The sequence below is a fragment of the Pseudidiomarina sp. genome (assembly GCF_048268165.1).
GTDB lineage: Bacteria > Pseudomonadota > Gammaproteobacteria > Enterobacterales > Alteromonadaceae > Pseudidiomarina.
The window spans coordinates 697,632-719,447 of the sequence record NZ_JBLWWA010000001.1; the positions used below are offsets into that span (position 1 = coordinate 697,632).

At 49.0% G+C, this 21,816-nt stretch carries 25 protein-coding genes; 11 read left to right on the plus strand and 14 right to left on the minus strand.

Annotated elements, in window-relative coordinates; translation table 11 throughout:
• The first annotated feature begins 43 nt into the window (after positions 1-43).
• Complete coding sequence (gene dapD / locus ACN0UY_RS03275; protein ID WP_128351676.1) at positions 44-868, plus strand: 2,3,4,5-tetrahydropyridine-2,6-dicarboxylate N-succinyltransferase; 825 nt, start codon at positions 44-46, stop codon at positions 866-868.
• On the opposite strand, the gene truC is transcribed toward dapD, so the two are convergent.
• Together truC and ACN0UY_RS03285 are read right to left on the minus strand one after the other, a co-directional pair.
• Positions 865-1,590: a tRNA pseudouridine(65) synthase TruC gene (gene truC, locus ACN0UY_RS03280; protein ID WP_417665353.1), complete on the minus strand. Its 726-nt coding sequence runs from the start codon at positions 1,588-1,590 to the stop codon at positions 865-867. The two genes, dapD and truC, sit on opposite strands and share 4 nt — an antisense overlap.
• Positions 1,580-1,924, minus strand: coding sequence for a YqcC family protein (locus ACN0UY_RS03285; RefSeq protein ID WP_417665354.1), 345 nt, complete (start codon positions 1,922-1,924; stop codon positions 1,580-1,582). The genes truC and ACN0UY_RS03285 overlap by 11 nt, the downstream gene beginning before the upstream one ends.
• Before the next feature lie 72 nt (positions 1,925-1,996).
• On the opposite strand from ACN0UY_RS03285, the gene ACN0UY_RS03290 reads away from it, so the two are divergent.
• Both ACN0UY_RS03290 and ACN0UY_RS03295 read left to right on the plus strand, forming a co-directional pair.
• Positions 1,997-3,013 carry a DUF3549 family protein gene (locus tag ACN0UY_RS03290; protein WP_417665355.1) on the plus strand — a complete coding sequence of 339 codons (1,017 nt, stop codon included), beginning with the start codon at positions 1,997-1,999 and terminating at the stop codon, positions 3,011-3,013.
• Positions 3,013-3,324: a DUF3301 domain-containing protein gene (locus ACN0UY_RS03295; RefSeq protein WP_417665356.1), complete on the plus strand. Its 312-nt coding sequence runs from the start codon at positions 3,013-3,015 to the stop codon at positions 3,322-3,324. The genes ACN0UY_RS03290 and ACN0UY_RS03295 overlap by 1 nt, the downstream gene beginning before the upstream one ends.
• Here ACN0UY_RS03295 and ACN0UY_RS03300 read toward each other — a convergent pair.
• From ACN0UY_RS03300 to syd, 3 genes are all read right to left on the minus strand, one after another.
• Positions 3,290-3,631 (minus strand): Mpo1-like protein, encoded by a 342-nt coding sequence (locus tag ACN0UY_RS03300; protein WP_417665357.1) that lies wholly within the window; start codon positions 3,629-3,631, stop codon positions 3,290-3,292. The genes ACN0UY_RS03295 and ACN0UY_RS03300 overlap by 35 nt on opposite strands.
• The gene (locus tag ACN0UY_RS03305) at positions 3,621-4,286 is read right to left on the minus strand and encodes a GNAT family N-acetyltransferase (protein WP_417665358.1); all 666 of its coding nucleotides are present in this window, start codon (positions 4,284-4,286) and stop codon (positions 3,621-3,623) included. Before ACN0UY_RS03305 ends, ACN0UY_RS03300 begins: the two co-directional genes overlap by 11 nt.
• A gap of 71 nt (positions 4,287-4,357) precedes the next feature.
• Positions 4,358-4,906, minus strand: a complete 549-nt coding sequence (syd, locus tag ACN0UY_RS03310) for a SecY-interacting protein (RefSeq protein WP_417665359.1) — start codon at positions 4,904-4,906, stop codon at positions 4,358-4,360.
• A 121-nt stretch (positions 4,907-5,027) separates the two neighbouring features.
• Here syd and queF point away from each other — a divergent pair, with 121 nt between their 5' ends.
• The 4 genes from queF to ACN0UY_RS03330 all read left to right on the plus strand — a co-directional run bounded on the left by queF (position 5,028) and on the right by ACN0UY_RS03330 (position 8,731).
• Entirely contained in the window at positions 5,028-5,858 is an 831-nt protein-coding gene (queF, locus tag ACN0UY_RS03315; RefSeq protein ID WP_417665360.1) for an NADPH-dependent 7-cyano-7-deazaguanine reductase QueF, read from the plus strand.
• Between the two features lie 21 nt (positions 5,859-5,879).
• Complete coding sequence (gene ppnN / locus ACN0UY_RS03320) at positions 5,880-7,235, plus strand: nucleotide 5'-monophosphate nucleosidase PpnN (RefSeq protein ID WP_417665361.1); 1,356 nt, start codon at positions 5,880-5,882, stop codon at positions 7,233-7,235.
• Positions 7,236-7,257: 22 nt separating this feature from the next.
• Complete coding sequence (locus ACN0UY_RS03325; RefSeq protein WP_417665362.1) at positions 7,258-7,629, plus strand: DUF3192 domain-containing protein; 372 nt, start codon at positions 7,258-7,260, stop codon at positions 7,627-7,629.
• Between the two features lie 97 nt (positions 7,630-7,726).
• Entirely contained in the window at positions 7,727-8,731 is a 1,005-nt protein-coding gene (locus tag ACN0UY_RS03330) for an isocitrate dehydrogenase (RefSeq protein WP_417665363.1), read from the plus strand.
• 40 nt (positions 8,732-8,771) lie between these two features.
• On the opposite strand, the gene rlmM is transcribed toward ACN0UY_RS03330, so the two are convergent.
• The 8 genes from rlmM to ACN0UY_RS03370 all read right to left on the minus strand — a co-directional run bounded on the left by rlmM (position 8,772) and on the right by ACN0UY_RS03370 (position 17,017).
• The gene (gene rlmM, locus ACN0UY_RS03335; RefSeq protein WP_128351688.1) at positions 8,772-9,863 is read right to left on the minus strand and encodes a 23S rRNA (cytidine(2498)-2'-O)-methyltransferase RlmM; all 1,092 of its coding nucleotides are present in this window, start codon (positions 9,861-9,863) and stop codon (positions 8,772-8,774) included.
• The gene (locus ACN0UY_RS03340) at positions 9,860-10,498 is read right to left on the minus strand and encodes an alpha/beta family hydrolase (RefSeq protein ID WP_128351689.1); all 639 of its coding nucleotides are present in this window, start codon (positions 10,496-10,498) and stop codon (positions 9,860-9,862) included. Before ACN0UY_RS03340 ends, rlmM begins: the two co-directional genes overlap by 4 nt.
• The gene (locus ACN0UY_RS03345; protein WP_417665907.1) at positions 10,491-11,393 is read right to left on the minus strand and encodes a transcriptional regulator GcvA; all 903 of its coding nucleotides are present in this window, start codon (positions 11,391-11,393) and stop codon (positions 10,491-10,493) included. Before ACN0UY_RS03345 ends, ACN0UY_RS03340 begins: the two co-directional genes overlap by 8 nt.
• A 6-nt stretch (positions 11,394-11,399) precedes the next feature.
• The gene (locus ACN0UY_RS03350; protein ID WP_417665364.1) at positions 11,400-12,164 is read right to left on the minus strand and encodes an SDR family oxidoreductase; all 765 of its coding nucleotides are present in this window, start codon (positions 12,162-12,164) and stop codon (positions 11,400-11,402) included.
• A gap of 10 nt (positions 12,165-12,174) precedes the next feature.
• Positions 12,175-13,068 (minus strand): 3-hydroxyisobutyrate dehydrogenase, encoded by an 894-nt coding sequence (mmsB, locus tag ACN0UY_RS03355; RefSeq protein ID WP_417665365.1) that lies wholly within the window; start codon positions 13,066-13,068, stop codon positions 12,175-12,177.
• A 121-nt stretch (positions 13,069-13,189) separates the two neighbouring features.
• The gene (locus ACN0UY_RS03360) at positions 13,190-14,314 is read right to left on the minus strand and encodes an enoyl-CoA hydratase/isomerase family protein (protein WP_417665366.1); all 1,125 of its coding nucleotides are present in this window, start codon (positions 14,312-14,314) and stop codon (positions 13,190-13,192) included.
• A gap of 33 nt (positions 14,315-14,347) precedes the next feature.
• Positions 14,348-15,505, minus strand: coding sequence for an acyl-CoA dehydrogenase family protein (locus tag ACN0UY_RS03365; RefSeq protein WP_417665367.1), 1,158 nt, complete (start codon positions 15,503-15,505; stop codon positions 14,348-14,350).
• Positions 15,506-15,517: 12 nt separating this feature from the next.
• Positions 15,518-17,017, minus strand: coding sequence for a CoA-acylating methylmalonate-semialdehyde dehydrogenase (locus ACN0UY_RS03370; protein ID WP_417665368.1), 1,500 nt, complete (start codon positions 17,015-17,017; stop codon positions 15,518-15,520).
• Between the two features lie 128 nt (positions 17,018-17,145).
• On the opposite strand from ACN0UY_RS03370, the gene ACN0UY_RS03375 reads away from it, so the two are divergent.
• Together ACN0UY_RS03375 and ACN0UY_RS03380 are read left to right on the plus strand one after the other, a co-directional pair.
• Positions 17,146-18,072 (plus strand): AraC family transcriptional regulator, encoded by a 927-nt coding sequence (locus ACN0UY_RS03375; protein WP_417665369.1) that lies wholly within the window; start codon positions 17,146-17,148, stop codon positions 18,070-18,072.
• Positions 18,073-18,080: 8 nt separating this feature from the next.
• The gene (locus tag ACN0UY_RS03380; RefSeq protein ID WP_417665370.1) at positions 18,081-18,929 is read left to right on the plus strand and encodes an EamA family transporter; all 849 of its coding nucleotides are present in this window, start codon (positions 18,081-18,083) and stop codon (positions 18,927-18,929) included.
• Here ACN0UY_RS03380 and ACN0UY_RS03385 read toward each other — a convergent pair.
• Positions 18,926-20,107, minus strand: a complete 1,182-nt coding sequence (locus ACN0UY_RS03385) for an acetyl-CoA C-acyltransferase (protein WP_417665908.1) — start codon at positions 20,105-20,107, stop codon at positions 18,926-18,928. The two genes, ACN0UY_RS03380 and ACN0UY_RS03385, sit on opposite strands and share 4 nt — an antisense overlap.
• Before the next feature lie 102 nt (positions 20,108-20,209).
• Here ACN0UY_RS03385 and ACN0UY_RS03390 point away from each other — a divergent pair, with 102 nt between their 5' ends.
• Both ACN0UY_RS03390 and ACN0UY_RS03395 read left to right on the plus strand, forming a co-directional pair.
• Positions 20,210-20,635, plus strand: a complete 426-nt coding sequence (locus ACN0UY_RS03390; protein ID WP_417665371.1) for a MerR family transcriptional regulator — start codon at positions 20,210-20,212, stop codon at positions 20,633-20,635.
• A 2-nt stretch (positions 20,636-20,637) separates the two neighbouring features.
• Positions 20,638-21,807 (plus strand): isovaleryl-CoA dehydrogenase, encoded by a 1,170-nt coding sequence (locus tag ACN0UY_RS03395; protein WP_417665372.1) that lies wholly within the window; start codon positions 20,638-20,640, stop codon positions 21,805-21,807.
• Positions 21,808-21,816 lie beyond the last annotated feature (9 nt).

Sequence of the window (21,816 nt, forward strand, 5' to 3'; positions counted from 1 at the left end):
CAGGCGTATTTACACGCCACTGAATGAAGTAACAGGATATAAAATGACCACCTTACAAACACGTATTGAAGCTGCCTTCGAGCAGCGCACAGAGATTTCTCCAAGTCGCGTTCCTGCTGAGTTGCAGCGCGATTTAACCGAAGTTATTCAAAAAATTGATCAAGGTGAACTGCGTGTTGCTGAGAAGATAAACGGGCAATGGGTGGTAAACGAATGGCTGAAAAAAGCAGTACTGCTGTCGTTCCGCACGCAAGATAATCACTTGATGAACGGCGGTGAAACCCGCTTTTTCGATAAAGTGGATAGCAAGTTTATTGGTTATGACGATGCCCGCTTCCGTGCCGAAGGCATGCGCGTTGTGCCACCAGCCATGGTGCGAAAAGGAGCATTTATCGGTCGCAATGTCGTACTTATGCCCTCGTACGTAAATATCGGTGCGTTTGTTGATGAAGGCACCATGGTCGACACTTGGGCGACCGTTGGCTCATGCGCACAGATTGGTAAAAACGTGCATTTGTCAGGCGGTGTTGGTATTGGTGGAGTACTTGAGCCGCTGCAAGCAGCGCCTACCATCATTGAAGACAACTGTTTCATTGGCGCCCGTTCAGAAATTGTTGAAGGGGTAATCGTAGAAGAAGGCGCGGTGATTTCAATGGGCGTTTACATTGGTCAAAGCACCCGTATTTACGACCGTGAAACCGGCGAAATTCATTACGGCCGCGTGCCAGCAGGTGCAGTCGTAGTGCCTGGGAACCTGCCAGCAAAAGATGGTACGCATAGCCTTTACGCGGCCATTATTGTGAAAAAGGTTGACGCTAAAACGCGTGCGAAAGTAAGTATCAACGAATTACTTCGCGCTGGCGATTAATCCGTTTGAAACGGCTTGAGTAAATCATCCGGTAACGGCAGTTCAATATGAACTGCCGTTTTTGTATGCGGGTGATCAAAGCGCAGCGATGTTGCCACCAACATCAGTCGGTTTAAACCAAAGTGTTCACGGAAAAAGCGATTATGACGCCCATCACCGTGGTTGCTGTCTCCGATGATTGGATGGCGTAAGTGCGACATATGCCGCCGCAATTGATGCTTTCGGCCCGTTTTAGGGCGCAGCTCAACCAATGAGTAACGCGATGTAGGGTGTCGTTTACCCACCGCAAACGGCAATTCAATCCGCTGTATGCAGCTATATTCGGTCACTGCCTCTTGCGGCTCTTTGTCTTGATTGGCCTGGGCGTCCGCTATTTTATCCAGTTCTTCTTTCAGTGGATAATCTAACACACCGTCATCGATGTATCCGCGCACAACGGCGTGATACACCTTTTCAATTTGTCGGCTGGTAAAAATATCTGTCATTGCGCGTGCCGTATCGGCATCTTTTGCAAACAACAAGATTCCTGAGGTTGGCCGATCTAAACGGTGCACCGGATAGACGCGCTGACCAATTTGGTCGCGGACTTTCTGCAGCGCAAATTCCGTTGCCTCGCGCGCAATCCAACTGCGATGCACCAATAAGCCGCTGGGTTTGTCGACCGCCACAAAATAATCATCTTCAAATAAGACGGTCAATTCTTGATTGAAATTAGACGTCATCAGCTAACGGGTCAGCACCGCTCAATAAAATATCAAATTCGCGTAAGCTCGCGATCAAGCCTTCATGATGTTCCATTTCTTCCCGATAAACATGAGTGGCCATAGGGCTCACCGCAATATTTTGCGGCAACGGGTGCTCACCATCCAGCATGGCCCACATGCGCGGTAACATAATAAATTGCAGCCACTGATGAAAATCTAGGGTGTCCATAGCAAAGGGCTCCGTACTCGCCAAAGCTTGCGAGGACGGGTAATGCGTCTGCCATAACCCCAAACAATTCAACTCAGCTTCAATACGCTCGAGCAAACGAGCAGCTCGTTGTCGTTGGTCCATGACTACCTCCACGACTTATTTTAGTTATAATGGCCGTCATCTTTAAGCAAAATTGAAAATGATGCAAGTTTCATGACCATTACAAACCTAGCTGAATTACTCAGCGAGAGCCAAAGCGACTTCGTCGTATACGATTTAGGCCGCCGCGTACAAGCCATCGATGCGGATACATTTAGTGCCATATGTGCGCAACAACGCCCCTACCCTTACCCGCTGCAAGATCATGCTTGGTTCGCCGTGGTGTTCTGGCCGCAGCTTACAGCCGAGCAACCTGAACCCTTTTTATGGTTCCTGAAAATGCCATTGGACGAGCGTGGTTTGCTCAATCATGCTGCGCAACAGGAGTTCATGACGCAAGTGATCGCGATGTTAGGGCAGCAAATTACGGGGGCACTGAGCGATGAGCAAGAACAACAGTTGCAACAGTCAGCCTATTTGTTCACTCCCTCTGAAGCAAAACGCGCGGCGGTGCATGCACAATTGACCGTGCGTTGGCAGCGCTCGCCATCACGCTATTATGAAGCGGCCCAAAGCGAACTGCTTCAGCCAACTGCGGAAGGTTGGCAACAACTTGGCATTCAAGGCATTCATGATGTTGCCGCGCGGCTGCATAACAATGCAGCAACGGCTACGGCCATTGCTGCAAACTTCGCGAAGTACCCAGAACCGTTACAGAATGCGCTAGCCGAGGCACTCGAACACACCGCAGCACCAGACACCATGAAAGAGCCATTGCTGGCCTGTGTAACTGACGATAGCAGTCAGGTGCGAATTAATAGCTTGCGCGCCCTTGCTGGGTTTGCATCGGATGCCACGTTGCAACAGCACCTCGCGCAGCGCATGCCCGTTGCCACCGCCGACGAGTTAGTGATTATCGTCGCCAGGCTTTGGCCAGCACTGTGTGGCGACTTAATGGAAGCTTATCTACTACGATGTGCAGAGCTCAACAATTCCGCCCTGTTTGCAGGTATTGTTCGTGATATCCTACGCCTTCCTGACACCCGCATATTTGCGCTGGGTTTAGTGCAGCGTAACGACTTACCAACACCGCTGTACAAAGCTTGGCAGCAATTTATTGGAGCGCAATAATGGTTCTAGCTGATGCTATTGCATTGTTATTGGTTGGTTTTGTCGTTTTGATCTTCTGGCAAGGTCGCCGCCAAGCTGAGCAGGCTCGGCGCTATGTTGAGCAGTACTGCAAGCAACAACAATTGCAGTTTCTTGATATTGCATGGCAAGGCGGTCGCCCAGCCAAGTTGCAACGCCATTTTGGCTGGTTAAGTCGCTATGAATTTGGCTTCAGTAGCGATGGTGAAAGCCGATATAACGGCCAAGCTACACTACTTAATATGCGATTGGTTGAAATTACGACCCCGCCGCACCGGGTCCCGAGCCCTTAGGCCCTGACTTTATACCAATTAGGCGCAGCAAAAACTGGCCATACATGACCCAGTCACCAAGCAATGAATAAGCCGGATACTTAAACGTAGCCGGTTTATTGTGTTCAAAACCAAAATGCCCCAACCATGCGAAGCCATAGCCAATCACAGGAATGGCCAGCAACCAAAGCCACTGTTGCGTCACAATTGCATAAACCAGCACCGCAATCACCAACGTGCTACCAATATAATGCATAGCACGGCAACGACGGTCAGAGTGTTCTTTTAAATAGTACGGATAAAATTCCGCAAAACTTTTAAATTGCACGGCTCACCTCATTAAGTTGTGAACGTGATTGAAACATCAGCTTACCGCTGATGTCACCAACGCTTAATTCTTGAACCAATTCATAACCGTGTTGTTCGAATAGGCTAAAATGTTGCGGCTGAGTTACATACACAGCAATACCGCGTGACTGCGATTCATCTTCGATGGCTGATTGCGCCGCTCGAACCAATAAATCCCCCCAGCCTTGTTGCTGATAGCGCGGGCTAACCGCAATAAAAGCTAACATGTGGTAATCATCACCTTGCACAGCTTCTTGAATCAACCGCTCTTTTTCAAGCAACTGCATGGTGCTCACATAGCCAGCTGTCAGCAGCATTTTTAAACGCCAATGCCAATACTTGCCTGGGCCAAAACTTTTGCCCGGCTGCGTTAAACACACCACGCCAATTAATGAGTCGCCATCAAACACGCCCAGCATTGGCTGTTTCGCTTCCCAAAACGCCATCAATTCTTCACGAATGGCTGCACGTAATCGTTTTTCGTAGTCCGGTTTATCGGCCTGAAAAATTGCCATTAACAATGCATCATCGTAATACGCTTGGTAGAGCAGCGAAGCTGCCATTTTCAAGTCTTCAGCAACCAAGTAAGTCAACTGGCCATCACGCAGTTGAGCTGGGTTTATTGTTGTTGTCATTTTTTACCCCTGATAAATGCTCAATTACTTTTTATAGTTGGATGCAATTCAAGTTACTTGATTCAGATCAATTAATCCACTACGCGAGGCGTCAATTTTTGTACAAACTCGGCCAAGCTATTAGCCACAATTTCGTGCTGTGGCTGACCAACAAATTCCAGCCCTACTTGCCCGCTGGCATTGTCGATACTCACCAACAAATCATCGGATTCTTCGGCTAAACCAATAAATAAAGTAATTGGCTGACGCAACCTACGCTTCATCAGTACGTGGCCCGCTAAATTCGCCTGCAAACGTTCACCATCCTCTAAACAATGATTCTGTAACAATATTAGTGGATGATGCTCAAAACTGACATTGAGATCCGCAGCGAACCAGCGACCGTAAAAATGGGCAATATCTGGATGAAACGGTTGCTCCAGCGCGTTGGCTAAATCATCAAATTGCATCGGTTTCGCTTGACGCACAGGTTGCCAAGTCACAAGGTCTTGCTCAGCGGGTTCACCATAAATCGGTGCTTGCCAATCTTCATGAGATTCTGTGAGCAATGGCACTTCGGCTTGCGCGTAAGCGCTTTGGTAACGAGCAATCAGCTCATCTAATGCGGCATCAATGTGCATGTATTTAGTCCTAACGTGATAGCTTAGTTTGCAGAAATCAGTTTTTCTGGTAACTCATCAGCAGCGGCGCTACAATGGCCGACTGCATAAAAAACAGTAGTGTAACAGGTAATTGAAATCGATGAAGCAACCTCTCGCCCATTTGAATTTGGGCCAACCAACGCAGTATCCGACCCAGTACGATGCCAGCTTATTGCAAGCAGTACCGCGTCAGCTCAATCGCACGCCAATTGGCCTGAACGAGGCGGCATCGTTGCCGTTTCAGGGCGACGACATTTGGCACGGTTATGAATTATCGTGGTTGAATACCTTAGGTGTGCCTCAGGTTGCGGTAGCCGAGTTTCGTGTACCGGCCACCAGCACCAATCTGGTGGAATCAAAATCGTTTAAATTATATCTCAATAGCTTCAATGATAGCCGTTGGGACACCTGGCAGGCTGTCCAACAGCAGCTTACCGAAGACTTGTCCGCCTGTGCAGGCGGACACGTGTCAGTGCACCTCTATACTGTGCAACAAGCACAGCAGGCGCCGTTCAGCGACTTGCCGGGTCAGTGCATTGATGATCAAGACATTCGCATCGACAGTTACGAATACAATCCGGAGCTGCTGCAGTTGCGTGACAATCAAGTGGTTGACGAAACAGTGCATAGCCACCTACTGAAATCCAATTGCTTGATCACCAATCAACCGGATTGGGGCTCGGTACTCATTCGTTACCGTGGCCCTGCAATTGATCATGCTGCTCTGCTTCGCTACATCATCTCGTTTCGCCACCACAACGAATTTCACGAACAATGTGTAGAACGGCTTTATATGGACATTAAAACGCGACTAAAACCCGAACAACTGACTGTTTACGCACGTTATACGCGGCGCGGTGGTTTAGACATCAACCCGTTTCGCTCAGACTTTGAGCAAACGCCGCAGTCTGTTCGTTTGAGTCGCCAATAACAAATCAAAAAAGGAATCGAAATGCGATTTAAAATTTCCCCGCGGGGCAGCATGAGCTTGCTCTCGCAACTTGAAATAAACCGACTGCAACAAAGCAGCGACGAACAACTCTATAAGCTATTTCGTAACTGCTGTCTGGCTGTGTTGAACGCTGGCAGTACCACGGATAGCAGCGAAGAGATTTTTGAGAAATACAAAGATTTCGATGTGAACGTCATCAAATGTGAACGCGGCGTACAACTTGAGTTGGTTAACCCACCCGCCGAAGCCTTTGTAGACGGCGAACTGATTGCGGGTATGCAAGAGTTGGTAGAAGCCGTGCTGCGTGACATTTTATTTACCGGTGAACGTTACAATGCACAAACGTTAGACTCAGCCGATACCCATACCTTAACCCACGTCGTGTTCGATATTTTGCGTAACGCCCAAGTTGTGCAACCGAACCTCGAGCCGAACGTAATTGTGTGCTGGGGTGGCCACTCAATCAATGAAGTTGAGTACAAGTACACCAAAGAAGTTGGTTATCAACTTGGCTTGCGTAGCTTAAATATCTGCACGGGCTGCGGCCCAGGCGCCATGAAAGGCCCAATGAAAGGCGCGACCATTGGTCATGCTAAACAACGCATTGTCGACGGCCGCTACCTTGGTTTTACCGAACCGGGAATCATCGCCGCCGAGCCACCGAACCCAATCGTAAACGAACTGGTGATTTTGCCTGATATCGAAAAACGCCTCGAAGCATTCGTGCGTTGCGCACACGGCATTGTTATTTTCCCAGGCGGCGCAGGTACCGCAGAAGAGCTACTCTATATTCTGGGTATTTTGATGCATCCAGAGAACGAGCGCCAAGTTCTGCCTATCATTTTAACTGGGCCTGAAAGCAGCCGCGAATATTTTGATGCTATTGATGATTTCGTTACAGCAACACTGGGCGATGACGCGCGTAAGCTGTATCAAATTATTGTTGGTGCGCCTGCAGAAGTCGCAAAGGCAATGACACAAGGTGCACAGGCGGTAAAAGAATATCGTCGCGATACCGGTGACTCTTATTGTTTCAATTGGACCTTGCACATCGAAGAAGCGTTTCAGCGTCCGTTCGTGCCGAATCATGACAACGTGCGTAACTTAAATCTGCATCGTGACCAAGCGCCACAAGCTCTCGCTGCCGATTTACGTCGCGCTTTCTCGGCCATCGTTGCCGGCAACGTGAAAGATGATGGTATTCGAGCCATTCGTAAGCACGGGGTATTCGAAATTCACGGTGAACGTGACATGATGAAGAAACTGGACGTGTTGTTGCGGGCATTCGTCGAACAAAGCCGCATGAAGCTGCCCGGTTCGGTGTATCATCCGTGCTATCGTGTCATTACAGATTAATTACCTCAAGGAGGCGTAGCTGATGTCGAAAATGCTTAAAGTTGTGTTAATTGGCTTTGCCATTTACGCGGCAGCAACTGCGCTGGTTCTGCACCTTTATCAAGCTGACCCGGAAAATATGAGTTGGCAGGAACGCGAAACCTTCAATCTCAAACAAATTGGCCGCCTTGACCTCGGCACCCAAAAAGATGACGTGATTCGCTTGTTGGGCTCCCCCGATATTAGTGAAGCGAAAGTCACCGATGACGGCGAAGTACTGATTTTATTTTATCGCACCCATCACGTGAAATCCGATGGCATTACCACGCGCGATGAATGCACCCCATTGCTATTTAAAGACGGTTCATTAATAGCCTGGGGCGCTGACGCTTATAGCGAATATCAATCGTTTTAATGACACGCAACACCTCAGCAGCCAGCAAAATCTGCTATAGTTCGCGCCAATTGATGTTAGACACTTAATTTGACCTAGAAGTTAGAAGGTATCCGCGATGAGCACCACAATTACTGTAATCCCTGGCGACGGAATTGGCCCAGACATTATTGCTGCCACACTGAAAATTCTTGACCAAGCTGGCTGTGATTTTAACTATGAATTTGCCGATGCAGGCTTAGCCGCACTCGAGAAAACCGGTGAGTTATTGCCGCAGGCAACGCTAGACGCAATTGCACGCAATAAAGCAACATTAAAGGGTCCTTTAACTACACCTGTCGGTGAAGGTTTTACATCAATCAACGTCAGCTTACGCAAACAGTTTAACCTTTACGCCAACGTACGCCCGGTAAAATCATTCAAAGGCACAAAAGCACGCTACGAAAATATCGATATTATTACCGTGCGCGAGAACACCGAAGGCATGTACTCGGGGCTTGGCCAAGTAGTCTCGGAAGACGGCTCTGAAGCACAAGCAATGAGCAAAATTACTCGCGCAGGCTGTGAACGTATCGTTCGTTTTGCATACGAACTAGCCCGCCGCGAAGGCCGTAAGAAGGTTACCGCAGTACACAAAGCAAATATTCTTAAATCAACTTCAGGGCTATTTTTGAAAGTTGCCCGTGAAATCGCTGCTGAGTATCCAGATATTCAGTCCGATGAAATGATTGTTGATGCGGTATGCATGAAACTGGTAATGAACCCAGAGCAATTCGACGTGATTGTAACCACCAACCTGTTCGGTGATATTTTATCTGACCTTTGCGCCGGTTTAGTTGGCGGCTTAGGTATGGCGCCTGGCGCCAACATTGGTGAGAAGTCAGCTATTTTTGAAGCAGTGCATGGGTCTGCACCCGACATCGCCGGGCAAAACCTTGCCAACCCAACCTCGGTAATTTTGGCAGCAATTCAAATGCTCGAATACCTTGGTATGCATGATCAAGCCAAGCGCATTCTTGCCGCAGTAACCGACGTTATTGCCTCAGGTGACCGCACCACGCGTGACCTCGGTGGTACCGGCGGCACCACAGACTTTACCCAGGCTGTGATTGACCGGTTATAAAGCCATATGAATAAAAAAACCGACCCTCAGGTCGGTTTTTTTATATCCAGCGAATATGCACGGTGACTTCTTCACGGTCATGGTAAAGTTGCTTCGCTTGCAACTCAAACTTACCACGTCCCTGCTCCATCAAGTCGCGCTTAATATGTTCTAAATATTCAGCCATTGCAGCATAGCGACGCTTCATCGGTAACTTAAGGTTGAAAATTGCTTCTTTGCAATCGCCATCAATCAACCAACTGGTCATTAGTTCGCCGACACGTGCGGGTTTCTCAACCATATCGCACACCAACCAAGTGACGTTCTTTTTCTTCGGTCGGTATTTAAAACCATCTTCACGAATATGTTTAACCTGCCCTGTCTGCATCAAGCTCTCAGCCATTGGTCCATTATCAACCGCCTGAACCATCATGCCGCGACGCACAAGTTGATACGTCCAACCGCCTGGAGCTGCACCTAAATCCACAGCATTCATGCCTGAGCTAATGCGCTCTTCACGCTCGTGCTCAGGAACAAAAACTTGAAAGGCTTCGTCAAGTTTCAACGTTGACCGACTCGGCGCATCACTCGGTGAACGCAAACGGGGAATCCCCATCAACCAAGGAGACTGATTGAATGAATAGGAAAAACCAATATAAATTTCTTTATTACTTAAAAAGAATGCGTGCAATGTTGGGCGCCGATCGCTCTCTTTTGCCGTCAACCAATCAATTTTCCGCAACCCTTGGCGCAATGGCACCGTGAATTTACGACAAAACTTAGTCAGCTCTTTACCTAAATTGGTATCCGGTGTTTCTAGGCGCAAATCACCGCACGGCTTAATGCCCGGAAAAGCTTCCATAACATCTTCGTCCAACAACGCAACCTGCACCGCACTAACTCGGTCTTCCTGAGGCAAGTCAGTCACATGTGCCAGAATCACAATAAATTGGCGGGTGAACATTAATTCGGCAAGCAGCAACTTTTTGGCCAAGTGCTCAGCCTCTTCGCTTTGACAGCGATAAACCACGTAACCTTGATGTGCCTTGGTTTGGCAATAACCAAAAATACCCAACGCAGCAGTTTTATCCTGCAGCTCGGCGGCACAATCACTTTCAAATCCAGGCCGACAATAGGCCACAATTCCGGTCATTCATAACCCCTTGGTAAAACACTATTCGTTATTTCATTAACCGCAGCTTGCCACAGCTGCTCACGCGTATAACCACTACGCTTGGTCGGCTCTAGACTGTGATCACCGCCATCAATCCATTTTACTGCAACATTATTAGGTAGCTTGTAACTCGCGACTTCATCAGGTTTACCCAAGTTATCGCGCGTGCCTTGAATAATTAAGTTTCGCGTGCAGTTGTTGGCTAGGTCAGCTAAACGCAAGGTGTCAGGTTTGCCAACCGGATGAAACGGAAAGCCAAGTGCAATGGCACACCTTGCATTCAATTCATCAGCAAGCCGAAATGCTACCCGCGATCCCATCGACTTACCCATTAAAATTAATGGTTTATCATCATTAAATTGGCCAACCACGGTGCGCATGCAATGCTCTAACTCGGGCATCCGGTTTGGCGGACGCCGCACACCGGTGTCCATAAACTTTTGCCAGTAAGGAAAATTGAAGCGTACAACTTCAATATCATTGAGTGCGAGCCCAAGTGCAAAATATTGCATAAAATCGCTTTGCAAGCCTGCCCCAGCTCCATGCGCAAACACCACACGTACGCTGCCTTGCGCGTTATCACGTTGTATTGCAACACGCTGGCTCTCACTCATAGCTGTCCTCTTCTTCCTCAACCACTTGCAGCAACCAATTTCGGAAGGTCGCGATTTTACCTACTTCTGACTGAGAGTCACGACAAACCAGATAAAAAGATTTTTGCCGCGGCAGTGCTTCAGGAAATATCTGTATTAAATGGCCAGCGTCTATTTCCGGCTTAACCAAAACATTATTCGCCAAAGCAATCCCTTGGCCGTGCACTGCAGCTTTAAGCGCAAGGTTTGAGTGGCTAAAAATAGGCCCGTTGTCACCTTTGTCTTTATCAATGCCCACCAACTTAAACCAGTCTTTCCACGCATTGCGCGTTTCATCATGTAATAACGTGTGGTTTAGAAGATCGCGTGGTTCGCGCAACGGTTTAGTGCCTGTTAGCAACAGCGGGGAGCAAACCGGTAGCAAGAATTCGTTGTGCAGTTTATACGCTTTCAGGCCAGGCCATTTACCTGAACCATAGTAAATGGCGACGTCAACATCGTCGGTTAACGACCCATCAACTTCGTCCACAGCACGAATTCGTACGTCAATGTCAGGGCAAGCTTCACGGAAGCGGCTAAGGCGTGGCACAAACCATAAAATAGCAAAGCTAGGGGGCAAGGATATTGTCAATGAGCCGCGTTGGCTGGCAAATTTTACCCGCTCAGTCGCTTGCACAATGTGGTCGAATATTTCTTTTAATTCAAGAAAGTAGGTTTGTCCTTCAGGGGTAAGTAGTAGCGACCTATTACGTCGCAAAAACAACTGTACCCCCAAAAACTCTTCCAACCCTTTCACTTGATGGCTCACCGCCGCTTGGGTGACATAAAGCTCATCGGCCGCACGCGTAAAACTCAAATGGCGCGCAGCCGCTTCGAAAGCCTTTAAAGCATTTAATGGGGGTAATTTACGCATCAGTACTCGTTATAGTCGAACTCCACCGTCTATTTCTACCACACGACCGCTGAAGAAGTCATTCTCAATGATGTATCGGGCGCTGTGTGCAATTTCTTCCGGCTGCCCCCAACGGCGCAACGGAACCATGCTTAGCGCACGCTCAATTGCTTCAGGCTTCATTTGTGCGGTCATTGGCGTTTCGATAAAGCCTGGTGCAATTGCACCACAACGAATGCCAAAGCGCCCAAGTTCACGGGCCCAAGTCACGGTCATTGCAACCACGCCGGCCTTGGTGGCAGCGTAGTTGGTTTGCCCCATGTTACCGGCGCGCGCCACACTGGAAATGTTGATAATTACCCCACCATTGCCCGCTTTTGCCATATGGGCAGCGGCTTCACGGCCACATAAGAAACTTCCGGTTAGGTTCACATCCAATACCGACTGAAATTGTTGCAATGGCATTTTGTGGGTAATCTCACCGTCTTTGCATTTAATCAGCAAGCCGTCACGTAAAATGCCAGCATTGTTTACCAATACATTCACGGCACCGAAGTCAGCAGCAATGTCATTAAACACTTGTTCAACGGCCGCTTCATCAGTGACATTCACAACGTAGCCTTTTACTTTTTTTGCACCATTGTCGGTACAAATTTTCTCAGCTTCGGCCAAGGTATCAGCATTCATATCAATTAACGCCAGCTGCGCGCCATCGGCGGCAAAATGCTCAGCCATAGCACGGCCCAAACCTTGTGCGCCGCCCGTGATAACAATTGTACTTTCAGCAATTTTCATAATGTTTCCGTTACTTCGTGTTTGCTTTTACGTAGTTAAAAATACTGGAAAAGTCTTCGCGACCATGCCCCAGTTGCGACCAGCTACGATACAGATTATGTGTTAATGCGCCCATTGGCGTCGCCGCACCGCTAGCTAATGCTGCTTGCTGGGCTAAACCGAGATCTTTACTCATAAGGTCAACCAAGAAGCCGCCTTGATAGCCGTTACTCGAAGGAACATTATCCATCACATTAGGGCATGGATTATATACATCTAAAGTCCAGTTGCTTCCAGAGCTCTTCGACATAATTTCAGACAAAACCTTTGCATCCAAACCGTGCGCAATGCCAAGCTGAAGTGCTTCTGACGTGCCAACCATTAACACGGACAACAGCATGTTATTACAAATTTTCGCAACTTGTCCGGCTCCAACATCACCCGCGCGGAAGATATTCTTACCCATGTGTTGCAACACGTCGCGTGCGCGCTCTACCGAAGCTTCTTCACCGCCACAGATAAAGGTAAGCGTGCCGGCTTTCGCACCACCCACGCCGCCTGATACTGGGGCATCGATAAAGGGAATTTTTTTGGCTTGCAGAGCAAGGCCAACGTTACGCGCTGTGGCGGCACTGATGGTACTGCAATCAATAGCCAACGCATTTTCGCCCAGCACATTGATTAAGCCATTGTCGCCCAAATAAACACTTTCAACGTGCTTATCGGCAGGCAGCATACTGATCACAAAGTCAGCGCCCTGCGCTGCTTCGGTCGCGGATGCCGCACGTGTACAACCTGCTTCTTCTGCTGCTAATAACGCCGTTTCGGCAAGGTCAAAAACTTGTACCTGATGCCCACCTTTCACGAGGTTAGCCGCCATTGGGCCACCCATGTTTCCTAATCCAATAAATCCGACTTTAGCCATGATTGAAACCTCAAATTCGTTGTTCGTACACTTCGCTGTTCGCCGTTCGTCCGTGCTACGCACTATTCGAATAGCGCAGCGCACGAATAGCGCAGCGGACGAAAAACGAATAACGTTGTTGTTATTTACCTAACTGCGCTAGCGGGTGCTTCTCTGCACTCCACGGCGAGGTGAAAAAGCCATCAACCTCTTGTGCTGACACGTCAGCCACTGACGCATGCTGCCATTTCGGCTGCTTGTCTTTATCAATCAACAGCGCGCGGATGCCTTCAGCAAAATCACCGCGCATTGCGCACTGCACCGATAGCGTTAACTCAAGCCGGAAACAGTCCGCCAAGCTCAAATCAGTACCATGCTGCAGTTGATTCCAAACAATGTGCGCCGTCATTGGACAACCGGCCGCTAACGTTTGACGTGCTTTGGCTAACCACTTGTCATCAGTCGTATCATTCAAAATCGCTGCCACCACAGACTCGATATCGGCACCGGCAGTTAGTTTTTTGATAAGGCGCTGATGCCCCTCAACTTGACCCGCTGGACGGTGACTGCTGTCGCGTAAACTCAAACCATTCAGCACGTCCGTCACTTTTTGCTGGTTTAACCCGGCAGTGTCGCCCCATTTAACCTCACGCAAACCTGCCAGAACGTCGTCTTTGCTGGTGCTTGCAATAAAATGATCGGCAAGTTTCAGGTAGAGCGCATCGGCCGCATTCATATGTGCGCCGGTGATGCCTAAAAATAAACCGCAGCCGTCTGGCATTTGATTTAAGAAATGCGTCGCGCCCACGTCGGGGTATAAACCAATGGTTACTTCAGGCATCGCCAACAGCGAGCGTTCAGTAACAATACGGTGGCTTGCACCGTTCATAAGGCCCATACCACCGCCCATGACAATACCATGCCCCCACAGCACAATTGGCTTCGGGAAAGTATGAATGGCGTAATCTAATCGATATTCCTGGCTAAAAAAGTCAGCGACTTCATCAACCAATACGCCTGGCTTAGCCTGCATCGCTTTGTACATGGCAACAATGTCGCCACCTGCACAGAATGCCTTTTCGCCGGCGCCTTGAAAAAATACGCAAGCAATGGCGTCATCGTCAGCCCATTGCTTCAATTTTGGCTGCATTAACTGAATCATTGGCAAGCTTAAGGCATTAAGCGACTTTTCAGAGTTCAGTGTTGCAACACCAATACGCTTGCCATTTGCAGCTTCGAGTTCATCAAATAGTACTACTTGGTCCATGTTTGACCTCCGTTATAGACAAGAAAGCCACCCTTAAAGGATGGCTCGGTCCATATCTGCCAACAAGCGGCGCGCGATAATCACGCGCATAATCTCGTTGGTGCCCTCAAGAATTTGATGCACACGAACATCGCGCACATGCCGCTCCAGTGGGTATTCCTTAATGTATCCATAACCACCGTGAATTTGCAGCGCTTCGTTACACACTTGAAAACCCACATCGGTCGCAAAACGTTTAGCCATGGCGCAATAGGTGGTTTTATCCGCATCATTGCTGTCCACTTTAAATGCCGCCAAACGCACCATTTGACGCGCGGCAACAAGTTCCGTGGCCATATCCGCGAGCTTAAATTGCAACGCTTGGAAGTGCCCTAATTCTTTACCGAACTGGGTGCGCTCATGCATGTAATTAGTTGCAGTTTCCAGCGCTGCCTGCGCAGTGCCCACTGAACACACAGCAATATTGATGCGCCCACCGTCTAAGCCCATCATGGCAAATTTAAAGCCTTCGCCTTCTTGGCCAAGCAGATTCTGTGCCGGAATACGTACATCTTCAAAGGTAACTAAGCGAGTTGGCTGCGCATTCCAGCCCATTTTCGCTTCTTTCTTACCGTAGCTGATGCCCGCGGCGTCAGCCGGAACTACGAATGCCGAAATACCTTTCGGCCCTGGCTCGCCTGTGCGCGCCATTACCACCAGTACATCGGTGCTACCGGCACCAGAAATAAACATTTTTGAACCATTCAGTACGTACTCGTCGCCTTCTTTCTTAGCTGACGTACGCAAACTTGCTGCGTCTGAACCGGCACCCGGCTCGGTCAAGCAATACGAACCGAGCTTTTCGCCAATCACAAGCTCAGGCACCCACTGTTCAATCACATCCGGCTGCGCGAATGAACCGATCATCCAGGTCACCATATTATGAATGGTCATCATCGCTGTGGTTGCGGTACAGCCCATCGCCAGTTGTTCAAAAATCAGCGCGGCGTCGAGTCGGCTCATGCCAAAACCACCCGCATCTTCTGGCGTGTACATGCCCATAAAGCCCATTTCACCGGCTTTACGGAACACTTCAATTGGGAAATGAGAGTCTTCGTCCCATTGCGCCGCGAACGGCGCCAGTTCTTTGTCAGCAAAAGCTTTTGCCGTATCGACAAAAGCTTGTTGGTCGTCAGTTAAATTAAAATTCATGACAACGTCCTATTACTTCAAATGAATAGTCATATTTGGGCCGTTAGCGTCTTCAATATCGCTTTCGAACCAACGCGCAGTAATGGTTTTGGTTTCGCTATAGAAACGCACAGCCTGCTTACCATAAGCATGCAAATCACCAAAGAATGAACCTTTCCAACCGGTGAATGAGAAGAATGGCAGTGGCACCGGAATTGGGATATTGATACCTACCTGACCCACTTCAACATTGTGCTGGTATTTACGTGCAGCGGCGCCGCTAGCGGTAAAGATAGACGTACCGTTACCGTATGGGTTGGCATTAACCATTGCTAATGCGTCGTCCAAGGTGTCAACTTCAGTTGCACACAATACCGGGCCGAAAATCTCGTTCTTATAAATTTCCATGTCGGTGGTTACTTTACCAAACATGGTTGGCCCAACCCAGTTGCCGTTCGGGAAGCCTTCAACTTCACAGTTGCGGCCATCAACCAACAACTCAGCGCCTTCTTTTTTACCCTGGGTGATGAAGTTCTCGACGCGCTGTTTTGCTTGTGGGCTAATTACCGGACCATAAGCAGCATTTTTGTCATTCCATGCGCCCGGCTTCACTTTCGCAAGCTCAGCTGCAACTTCTGGAATCCACTCGCGCGCAGCACCAACAAATACCGCAACCGAAATGGCCATACAACGCTGGCCAGCGGCACCCACAGAGGCACCAACTAAGTTGCTGATAACTTGTGATTTGTTCGCATCTGGCATGATCACACAATGGTTTTTCGCGCCGGCAAAGGCTTGCACGCGTTTCATGTTTTCCGTACCGCGACGGTAAATGTACTGACCAACCGCAACTGAACCGACGAATGAAATCGCGCGTACAGCAGGCTCATCCAACAAGAAATCGACTTGTTCTTTGCCGCCGTGAATTACTTGCAATACGCCTTTTGGCGCACCGGCTTGTTCAAACAACTCAACCAAACGCGTTGGTGTAAGCGGGTCTTGCTCAGAAGGCTTAAGAATAAAGGTGTTACCACAGGCGATTGAAAGCGGGAACATCCATAACGGAATCATGGCCGGGAAGTTAAACGGCGTAATACCCGCACACACACCCAAAGGCTGCGTATAGCTGTAACTATCAATACCGCGTGCCACGTTTTCAACCGTTTCGCCCATCAGCAACGAAGGTATGTTTGCTGCGTGTTCAACCACTTCAATCCCGCGCCATACATCGCCTTTCGCGTCATCAAAGGTTTTACCGGTTTCGCTGGCTAGAATCTCAGCGATTTCGTCGTGGTGCTCTTTCAGCAGCGCTTGGTAGCGCATCATAACGCGAGCACGCTCGCTAACTGGCACTTCTTTCCAGGTCAAAAATGCTTTTTTCGCACTTTCAACGGCCTGCTTCATTTCGTCCTGTGTGGCGCATGGCGCCTGAGCGATTACTTCTTGTGTCGCCGGATTGGTTACATCAATCCAGTTACTGGTGTTCGACTGGACAAATTCACCGTCGATAAATAAAGGAACTTTCTTACTCATAATCACTACCTCGTTGTTTAATTCGTTTATCGCATTTCGTATTTCTGTATTGTCGGTCTTTTCATGGCGCTTTAACATCGACGATATTGCCCCTATAATGGACAAAATTGCGATCATCGGAGTAAACCATGAGCCAACCCTCATCGTGGCCGCTACCTACCGGCAGCTCACGGGTGGTATTGCCGTTACAATTAACGCGCCAACTATCGCGGCATCCATTAACCAAGCACTTGTATCCACTAGCTTATGGGCATTATGTTGATGCCCTTGGCCACCACGTTGAGCGTCTGCAACACACCGATTTTCTATTAATATTTTGCCACCGCGGCCACGGGTGGTTTCGCACCCAACATGCCGCCGGTTCACTCGAAGCGGGTCAATTATTGCTACTCCCTGCTGGCGAGTCACATGCTTATGCGGCTTCCAATGAACAACCCTGGAGTATTTATTGGGCGCATTTTCAAGGCTCAGCTGCCGCCGCATGCATGGACTTTCTTGATCTAACTGCACAACAGCCCGTGCTCACATTAAGTCGCTGGCGGCAATTAATTCCCGTTGTCACCGACTTACTGAATTTACAAACGCAGCGGCACCAGTTTGCGGCTGCTGTCGTGGCTGCTAGCCTGCTGCAGCGCATTATTGTTGAGCTACCGCGCTTAACTTCGACCATGCAAGCGCCAGCTGGGTTCGACTTGCCTGCGCTCGAGCGCTTTATGTACGACAATTCTCATCGCGACTTAAGCCTAGACGAATTCGCTGACTTTGCTGGGCTATCACGCTTCCATTTCAGCAAGAAATTTAAACAGTTTACCGGTACCAGTCCCATGCGTTATTTTAACCAAATCCGGGTAAAATTGGCGTGCCAGCTGCTCGACAGCAGTACCGATTCAATTCGTCAAATTAGTCAGCAGTTAGGGTTTGACGACCCCTACTACTTTTCGCGTTTATTTAAGAAAACTATGGGAATATCCCCACAATTTTATCGAGAAAGTTCAGTCGCTAAGGTACTCTCGCAAACCGACGCACTTTCATCATCAACAAACACCAATACTTAGGAGCATCTATGTGGATTTTGTGGGCCGTTACCGCATTGTGGGCAGCAAGCTTTTCTCTAATCGGTGAGTTTCTCGCTGGCCAAGTTGACGGCTATATCGCAGTCTTCATCCGCATGGTGCTAGCGCTAGCGCTATTTCTTCCGCTGTGGCGTCCTGCCCGGTTAGCCTTTCGGCAGCAATGGCAACTCGCGTTCATCGGTGCCCTGCAAATTGGTGTTATGTATCTATTTCTGTATCACGCATTTCTTTACCTTACGGTGCCAGAAGTGCTCTTGTTCACTATTTTCACGCCACTGTATGTGACCTTAATCGACGACCTGTTCTTTGAACGGCGTCATTTACCGTCACACTGGTGGCTTGCCGCTGCAGTCGCTGTTGTCGGTGCTGCGGTCATCCGGTTCGATGCGTTAAGTGATGCCTTTCTTACCGGTTTTTTATTGATCCAGGCTGCGAACATTTGCTTCGCCGCTGGGCAAGTGTTTTATAAGCGCTTAGAGCTTGGTGATGCACGCAACCAACTGCATGCTTTTGCGCTATTTTTTGTCGGTGCCACCATCACCTCAGGCATTGCCATGATGTTGTTTGCCGACTTTACAAAAACCCCCACCACCAATTTGCAGTGGGGTATTCTGCTATGGCTCGGGCTTGGTGCATCAGGTTTTGGTTACCTAGCTTGGAACCTTGGCGCTAAACGCGTCAATGTGGCGCAACTGGCAACCATGAATAATATGCTAATACCTGCCGGGCTTATCATTAATTATGTATTTTGGGGGCAAGCCGTCGACTGGCTTCGACTTGCCCTAGGTGGTGCCATTCTGCTGGTCGCAGTTTGGCTGGCCTCAAAACGCCGAACTTAAAGCATTTCTACCGCGACAGCCACAGCTTCACCGCCACCAATACATAATGACGTTACGCCGCGTTTTTTACCGCGGTTTTGCAAGGCGTGAAGCAAAGTAACTAATAGTCGTGCACCGCTCGCGCCAATTGGATGCCCCAAGGCACATGCGCCGCCATTCACGTTCACTTTGTCATGATCCAAATCCATCTGTTGCATCGCTAACATGGTGACCATGGCAAAGGCTTCGTTGATTTCCCAAAGGTCAACGTCGTCTTTGCTCCACTGTACTTTGTCCAGCAACTTGTTCATCGCACCAATTGGTGCCACCGTGAACTCAGCTGGCGCTTGTGAATGTGTGGCATGGCCAACAACGCGCGCCAAAGGTTTTAAACCGCGCGCTTTAGCATCACTTTCACGCATCAATACAAGTGCTGCAGCACCATCAGAAATTGAACTTGAGTTGGCAGCAGTGATCGTGCCGTCTTTCGCAAATGCGGGGCGTAAGCCTGGAATCTTGTCCGGCATGGCTTTGCCCGGCTGCTCATCAATCTCAACCGTCACATCACCCTTGCGGGTCGAGTACGTCACCGGCGTAATTTCATTCACAAACAAGCCCTCTTTAATGGCGTGTTGCGCGCGGCTTAACGATGCCAGCGCGAAATTGTCCATCGCTTCACGACCTATGCCGTACTCATCCGCAGTACTCTGCGCATAACAGCCCATAGCTTTGCCTTCGTAGGCATCTTCTAAGCCATCAAGCATCATGTGGTCATAAATGGCGTCGTGTCCCATGCGGAAACCACCACGCGCTTTTTTCAGCAAATACGGTGCATTCGACATGCTTTCCATACCACCAGCAACCACCACATCCGCTGAGCCCACGTGGATAAGATCATGCGCAAACATCACCGCTTTCAAACCCGAGCCACACACCTTATTAATCGTGGTTGCACCCGCGCTACGCGGCAATCCAGCGTAGAGCGTCGCCTGACGCGCTGGAGCCTGGCCTAAACCGGCCGGTAACACATTCCCCATAATCACTTCGTGCACATCGTTACCTTGCAAACCACTTTCAGCAAGGGCTGCTTTAATTGCGATTGCACCTAAGTTCGGAGCACTTACTTCGCCGAGACTTCCTTGAAAGCCACCCATAGGGGTACGTTTCGCGGCAACAATGACTACTGCATCAGACATAATATCTCCCGTTGGAATACAAATGCGTTAATCGCACTTCTTACCTTTACGTTAACGTCAACTTGCATTAAGCTTAACTGTCTAAACAACCACAAGCAAGCAAAAATGAACGCATCAACTATCTACAGTATCGGTGAAATTGCGCGGGAATTCGACATTACCACCCGCAGTATTCGCTTCTATGAAGACCAAGGCCTGCTCTCTCCTAAACGGCAGGGGCAAACACGCTTATACACAAATAAAGATCGCGTGCGTTTGAAACTAATTTTGCGTGGCAAACGTTTAGGGTTTTCGTTGGCAGAAACGAAAAATCTGTTTGACCTGTACGACATGGAAAACAGTAGCGCACGCCAACTGCACACGGTATTAGCGCTGATTGACGACAAAAGAGTGTCGCTCAAACAGCAACTTGAAGACATCAAAGTACTATTGGTAGAACTCACTAACTTAGAAGATCGTTGTCGCGATGAGCTGTCAGAAATAGAAGCGAATCAAGAGGTAACGGGTTCTGTAGCACCAAATCAGGAGTAATTATGATCAGTCAATACACCACCTTTAATTTCGGCCTTGGCGAAACCGCAGAAATGATACGCGAATCTGTGAATGCCTTTGCGCGTGACGAAATTGCGCCGCGTGCCGCTGAAATTGATGAAAAAAATGAATTCCCTGCTGACCTTTGGCGCAAAATGGGTGACTTAGGTCTATTAGGCATGACCGTGCCTGAAGAATTTGGTGGTTCAGGCTTGGGTTACCTTGAGCACGTGGTTGCTATGGAAGAAATCAGCCGCGCCTCAGCATCCGTTGGCCTAAGCTACGGTGCGCATTCAAACCTGTGTGTGAACCAAATTGCCCGTAACGGCAATCAAGCGCAAAAAGAGAAATACTTGCCCAAATTATGCAGCGGCGAGCACGTTGGTGCATTGGCCATGAGTGAGCCAAATGCCGGTTCTGATGTGGTGAGTATGAAACTGCGCGCTGACCTGCAAGGTGACCACTACGTGCTGAACGGCAACAAAATGTGGATTACTAATGGTCCTGATGCTGATGTGTTGGTGGTTTATGCAAAAACTTCACCTGAAAAGAACTCACGCGGCATCACAGCATTCATTATTGAAAAAGATTACCCGGGCTTTAGCACTGCACAAAAACTCGATAAGCTCGGCATGCGCGGCTCAAACACCTGTGAATTGGTTTTTGAAGACTGCAAAGTGCCGGCTGAGAACATTTTGGGCGAACTAGACCGTGGTGTCGAAGTATTAATGAGCGGCTTGGATTACGAGCGTGCCGTTTTAGCATCTGGCCCATGTGGCATTATGCAGGCGTGTTTAGACATCGTGGTTCCCTATTTACATGACCGCAAGCAATTCGGTAAAGCGATTGGCGAATTCCAATTAGTACAAGGCAAAGTCGCTGACATGTATACCCGTACCAATGCAGCGCGTGCATACGTTTATGCCGTTGCACAGTCCTGTGACCGTGGTGAAACCACCCGTAAAGACGCCGCCGGCGCAATTTTGTATGCCGCCGAACTAGCCACGCAACTCGCACTCGACGCCATTCAATTGCTAGGCGGTAACGGGTATATTAACGAGTACGCAACAGGTCGTTTGCTGCGTGACGCCAAATTGTATGAAATTGGCGCAGGCACCTCAGAAATTCGTCGCATGCTGATCGGCCGCGAGCTGTTCAGCGAATCCGCATAAGTAGAATCA

Excerpts from the sequence above, each read along its gene's own strand:
- ACN0UY_RS03350 (WP_417665364.1), bottom strand. The coding sequence starts at position 12,164 with ATGAAAATTGCTGAAAGTACAATTGTTATCACGGGCGGCGCACAAGGT.
- rlmM (WP_128351688.1), bottom strand. The coding sequence starts at position 9,863 with ATGACCGGAATTGTGGCCTATTGTCGGCCTGGATTTGAAAGTGATTGT.
- ACN0UY_RS03375 (WP_417665369.1), top strand. The coding sequence starts at position 17,146 with ATGAGCCAACCCTCATCGTGGCCGCTACCTACCGGCAGCTCACGGGTG.
- ACN0UY_RS03285 (WP_417665354.1), bottom strand. The coding sequence starts at position 1,924 with ATGGACCAACGACAACGAGCTGCTCGTTTGCTCGAGCGTATTGAAGCT.
- ACN0UY_RS03305 (WP_417665358.1), bottom strand. The coding sequence starts at position 4,286 with ATGACAACAACAATAAACCCAGCTCAACTGCGTGATGGCCAGTTGACT.
- ACN0UY_RS03365 (WP_417665367.1), bottom strand. The coding sequence starts at position 15,505 with ATGAATTTTAATTTAACTGACGACCAACAAGCTTTTGTCGATACGGCA.
- dapD (WP_128351676.1), top strand. The coding sequence starts at position 44 with ATGACCACCTTACAAACACGTATTGAAGCTGCCTTCGAGCAGCGCACA.
- ACN0UY_RS03325 (WP_417665362.1), top strand. The coding sequence starts at position 7,258 with ATGTCGAAAATGCTTAAAGTTGTGTTAATTGGCTTTGCCATTTACGCG.
- truC (WP_417665353.1), bottom strand. The coding sequence starts at position 1,590 with ATGACGTCTAATTTCAATCAAGAATTGACCGTCTTATTTGAAGATGAT.
- ACN0UY_RS03395 (WP_417665372.1), top strand. The coding sequence starts at position 20,638 with ATGATCAGTCAATACACCACCTTTAATTTCGGCCTTGGCGAAACCGCA.
- ACN0UY_RS03340 (WP_128351689.1), bottom strand. The coding sequence starts at position 10,498 with ATGAGTGAGAGCCAGCGTGTTGCAATACAACGTGATAACGCGCAAGGC.
- ppnN (WP_417665361.1), top strand. The coding sequence starts at position 5,880 with ATGCGATTTAAAATTTCCCCGCGGGGCAGCATGAGCTTGCTCTCGCAA.
- ACN0UY_RS03370 (WP_417665368.1), bottom strand. The coding sequence starts at position 17,017 with ATGAGTAAGAAAGTTCCTTTATTTATCGACGGTGAATTTGTCCAGTCG.
- ACN0UY_RS03380 (WP_417665370.1), top strand. The coding sequence starts at position 18,081 with ATGTGGATTTTGTGGGCCGTTACCGCATTGTGGGCAGCAAGCTTTTCT.
- ACN0UY_RS03295 (WP_417665356.1), top strand. The coding sequence starts at position 3,013 with ATGGTTCTAGCTGATGCTATTGCATTGTTATTGGTTGGTTTTGTCGTT.
- ACN0UY_RS03390 (WP_417665371.1), top strand. The coding sequence starts at position 20,210 with ATGAACGCATCAACTATCTACAGTATCGGTGAAATTGCGCGGGAATTC.
- ACN0UY_RS03360 (WP_417665366.1), bottom strand. The coding sequence starts at position 14,314 with ATGGACCAAGTAGTACTATTTGATGAACTCGAAGCTGCAAATGGCAAG.
- queF (WP_417665360.1), top strand. The coding sequence starts at position 5,028 with ATGAAGCAACCTCTCGCCCATTTGAATTTGGGCCAACCAACGCAGTAT.
- mmsB (WP_417665365.1), bottom strand. The coding sequence starts at position 13,068 with ATGGCTAAAGTCGGATTTATTGGATTAGGAAACATGGGTGGCCCAATG.
- syd (WP_417665359.1), bottom strand. The coding sequence starts at position 4,906 with ATGCACATTGATGCCGCATTAGATGAGCTGATTGCTCGTTACCAAAGC.
- ACN0UY_RS03330 (WP_417665363.1), top strand. The coding sequence starts at position 7,727 with ATGAGCACCACAATTACTGTAATCCCTGGCGACGGAATTGGCCCAGAC.
- ACN0UY_RS03290 (WP_417665355.1), top strand. The coding sequence starts at position 1,997 with ATGACCATTACAAACCTAGCTGAATTACTCAGCGAGAGCCAAAGCGAC.